General features: G+C 38.8%; 4 protein-coding genes and 1 pseudogene. All 5 read left to right on the forward strand.

Annotated features, from left to right (window positions below):
* The first annotated feature begins 234 nt into the window (after positions 1-234).
* The gene (gene citC / locus AC220I_RS18725; protein WP_486725386.1) at positions 235-1,278 is read left to right on the forward strand and encodes a [citrate (pro-3S)-lyase] ligase; all 1,044 of its coding nucleotides are present in this window, start codon (positions 235-237) and stop codon (positions 1,276-1,278) included.
* A gap of 11 nt (positions 1,279-1,289) precedes the next feature.
* On the forward strand, positions 1,290-1,595 hold the full coding sequence (citD, locus tag AC220I_RS18730; protein ID WP_486725387.1) for a citrate lyase acyl carrier protein: 306 nt from the start codon (positions 1,290-1,292) through the stop codon (positions 1,593-1,595).
* Positions 1,583-2,461 (forward strand): aldolase/citrate lyase family protein, encoded by an 879-nt coding sequence (locus AC220I_RS18735; RefSeq protein ID WP_486725388.1) that lies wholly within the window; start codon positions 1,583-1,585, stop codon positions 2,459-2,461. The genes citD and AC220I_RS18735 overlap by 13 nt, the downstream gene beginning before the upstream one ends.
* Complete coding sequence (gene citF, locus AC220I_RS18740) at positions 2,458-3,957, forward strand: citrate lyase subunit alpha (protein WP_486725389.1); 1,500 nt, start codon at positions 2,458-2,460, stop codon at positions 3,955-3,957. The genes AC220I_RS18735 and citF overlap by 4 nt, the downstream gene beginning before the upstream one ends.
* A 46-nt stretch (positions 3,958-4,003) precedes the next feature.
* Positions 4,004-4,404, forward strand: a pseudogene (gene citX / locus AC220I_RS18745) (citrate lyase holo-[acyl-carrier protein] synthase); the annotation flags it as partial.

Below are 4,404 nucleotides of genomic sequence, written 5' to 3' on the forward strand. Positions count from 1 at the left end.
AAAGAAGACTATAAACTTTATTTTTTAATTGAATATCAACTGACAGTTATTAAAAAATGATGGAAATCAAGGTTTGATAAAGGTCAGCACAAAATTTATTTTGTGCTGACCTTTTTTTGTTGTTAAAATCATTTAATTTCAAGTCTACAACCGCCTTTGATGTTCAAATCTAAATAAATACAGGTTTTTTAGTCGGGGTCATCATGAACATGGATAAGGAAAAGGGGTAAGAAAATGTACTCAATAAGACGTATATTTCCTGAAAATTTAATAGAGCTTAAGAAAGTCGTTCATATCCTTGAAGAGAATGGTCTCTACTATGAAAACATTGTGACAGAAATTTACGGTGTCTATGATTCAAATGAGCTCATAGCCACAGGATCAATATATCAAAATGTCCTTAAAATGATTGCGGTTACAAAGGCTTATCAGGGCACTAGTACCATAAATCAGTTGGTCTCAGCACTTTTAATGCGGTCAAACGAACTAGAACTCAATCATCTTTTTCTGTATACCAAACCTGAGATGACAAGTAAGTTTAAATATTTAGGGTTTACAGAAGTTGCCTCTACGAAATCAGTAGCCCTTATGGAGAATGTTAAAAACGGAATTCAAAACTATTTAGAGCAATTGAGTCTAGAAAGTCATATGACACAGGGTCAAATTTCATCAATTGTGGTCAACTGCAATCCCTTTACATTGGGGCATCAATACTTAATTGAAAAGGCATGTGAAAATAGTGATTGGGTACATGTGTTTATCCTATGGGAGGATAACTCGTATTTTCCAAGTAAGGTTCGATATGACTTGGTTAAAAAGGGAACAAGTCATTTGAATAATGTGACACTACACTGGGCAAAGGACTACATCATCTCCAATGCAACCTTTCCAGGCTACTTTCTTGGTGAAGAAGAGAATGTCATAAAGGCACAGGCTCAGCTGGACTGTGAAATATTTGGAAGATACATCGCAAAGCGTTTGAATATATCAAAGCGGTTTATTGGTCAGGAACCCTTTAATAAAATTACTGCATTGTATAACAAAGTTCTTCTAAGTGACTTGTCAGTATTAGGCATTGAAGTCGTTGAAATCGAAAGAAAGTCAATTGAAGAAGAAATCGTCAGTGCGTCCAAAGTGAGAAAGTTTATTTCAGAAAACAATTGGACATCGGTTAAAAAGCTTGTACCAGATACCACTTACGATTTTCTCATCTCAGAAGAAGCAAGTCCAATTATTGAGCGAATTAAAGGAACATATCATATAAATCAATATGTGTAGGAGGAGAGGTTATGAAAATACTCAAGCAATCAAACGCCGGAACATTAGAATCAAGTGACATCTATATCACTTTATCACCTAATGAGGGAAATGGCATAGAGATTGAGCTTGTCAGCATTGTTTTGAAGCAGTTCGGAGATGAAATCTCGTCGCTTATAGAACAAACGTTAAAATCACATGGTATTAAAGATGCAAAAGTAGATGCCATAGACAAGGGTGCACTTGACTGTACCATTAGAGCTCGTGTCACAGCTGCTGCTATGAGAGCAGTTGACCAGGAAATCACACCATGGGGAGGGCAAGCATGTCAAAACTAAGAAGAACAATGATGTATGTCCCAGGCAACAACCCATCCATGATGATTGATGCAGGTATTTATGGTGCGGACTCTGTCATGTTTGATTTAGAGGATGCAGTTGCTGCATCTGAAAAAGATTCTGCCAGATGTCTTGTTTATGAAGCTTTAAAGCACGTAAATCTCTTGGGAACAGAAAGCGTTGTTAGAATCAATGGTTTGGATTCACCTCATGGCATTAAAGATATTGAGGCTGCTGTCAGGGGCGGTGTAAATGTGATCAGACTGCCAAAGACGGATTCAGCAGCAGAAATTCACGAACTGATTAGGGTTCTAGATCATATTGAAAAGACCTGTAACAAGAGTCTTGGCACTACGAAAATCATGGCAGCAATCGAGGGGCCTCTCGGCATAATCAATGCATTTGAAATTGCTATGGCTTCTGATCGTATGATTGGGATAGCTATTGGTGCGGAAGATTTTGTGACCAACATGAAGACCACAAGATCTAGAGAGGGGCTTGAACTCCTTCAAGCGAGAAGCCAACTTGTTTTAGCAGCTAGAGCTGCGGGCATAGCGGCACTGGATACAGTATTTTCAAACCTCGATGATATGGAGGGCTTTGAAGAAGAAGTTAAAACGATTAAACAATTAGGCTTTGATGGTAAATCCGTTATCAATCCAAGACAAATTGAAGTCGTTCATAAAATATATGCACCTAGACAAGATGAAATCGAAAATGCAGTTTCAATAATGAGAGCCATAGAAGATGCTAATAAGCGTGGACTAGGCGTTGTATCCTTGAATGGGAAAATGATTGACAAGCCTATTGTTGAAAGAGCTGAGCGTATATTAGCATTGGCGAGAATGGAGGGCGTAGGACTGTGATTAGTTATAAGGCACCATTTAGTGAGACCCCAAAAGGACTCAAGTATGCACCACCTATTAAAATGATTAAACCCGGTGAGTCTAAATTGGTAGAAACTTTAAAAGAAGCCATTTTGAAATCAGGACTTCAAAATGGAATGGTCATCTCCTTTCACCATCATTTTAGAAACGGAGACCTCATAATCAATAAGGTGATGGAGATTATTGCTGATATGGGCATAAGGGACCTTACACTGGCACCAAGTTCGCTGAGTTCAGTTCATGATCCAATCATTCAGCATATTCAAACCGGCCTTGTACGTAAAATAGAAACCAGCGGTATGAGAGGCAAGTTGGCAGACGCAATTTCTAATGGGATCTTAGAAGAACCTGTAATTTTCAGATCTCATGGTGGACGTGCAAGGGCAATTGAAGCAGGTGAGACGAAAATTGACGTTGCTTTCATCGGCGTTCCATGTGCAGACCATTATGGTAACGCAAATGGTTTTAAGGGTAAAGCCATCTGTGGGTCACTGGGATATGCTTTGGTGGATGCCAAACATGCAAATCATGTGATTTTAATCACAGATGATTTAAAACCTTATCCGAATCTGCCTGCAAGTATTTCTCAAAATCAAGTGGATTCTGTGGTTGTCATAGATAAAATTGGAGAATCCGAGAAAATCGCTTCAGGTGCTACCCGATTTACTAAAAACCCTAAGGAGTTGCAAATCGCTAAATTTGCCACGGAGGTTATTGAAAAATCACCTTATTTTAAAGATGGATTTTCCTTTCAAACTGGGTCTGGAGGGTCTTCACTGGCAGTAACACGATTTTTAAAAGAAAAAATGCTTGGTTATGGCTATAAGGCTTCCTTTGCCTTAGGTGGCATTACACAGCCGATGGTGGATCTTTTAAATGCAGGACTGGTTGAGGCGCTATTTGATGTTCAAAGCTTTGACTTACACGCGGCAAACTCGATTAGAGACAATCATAACCATATGGAAATAGATGCGTCACTATATGCAAATATGCATACTAAGGGATGTATCGTTAACAACCTTGATGTCGTCATTTTAAGTGCTCTTGAAATTGATACGGATTTTAATGTAAATGTTTTGACGGGTTCTGACGGTGTCATTATGGGAGCGTCTGGAGGCCACTGTGACACAGCGGCATGTGCAAAGATGACCATAGTGGTTGCTCCCCTATTTAGAGGTCGCATACCGACAGTAGTAGATAAGGTGCATACCATCGTTACACCAGGTGTGAGTGTTGATGTTCTCGTTACTGAGAGAGGTATTGCGGTTAACCCATTACGTAAAGACTTGTATGAGACGTTGGCAAAATCGGGTCTTCCCCTTTTTGATATTGAAACGCTACGGGATGAAGTTAAATCTATCGTTGGCCAGCCTAAGCCAATTCAATACCATGATAAGGTTGTCGGTATCGTTGAATATAGAGATGGCACGATTATTGATGTCATCAGGGCAGTGAAAAATGAAGACCACGCTTGAAGCCTTATTAGTGTCTAAAGACCTGCGTGCTAAAAAGCAAATTTTAATGGTTCAATATTTTAAACGACCACTTGCCGTTATGAAATTAAACATACCGGGTGAAATTAAAACTTGTGAAAAGTATAGAAAAGCTTTTTGTCTGATACAAAGTCAATTTATTGAATTCATGGTCAATAGAGGCTTTCAAAAAATATATTCAGAGTTGAATTTAATAGACACCGGTGATGAACTTTATCTTGTCTTTGATAAGGATGCTATTGAACTGAAAAGGCGTGTTTGGCTTTTGAAAAGTGTCATCAGCTTGGAAGGTTTCTGGATATAGATGTTATCCAAATGGATGGTAAACCAATCTCTAGACAAGATATGGGATACCCACCGAGGACGTGTTTTATTTGTGAAGAAATGGCACTTGTATGCATGAGAAAAAGAGCACACTCAGAGGCTCAA

The sequence above is a fragment of the Fusibacter sp. genome (genome assembly GCF_057447755.1).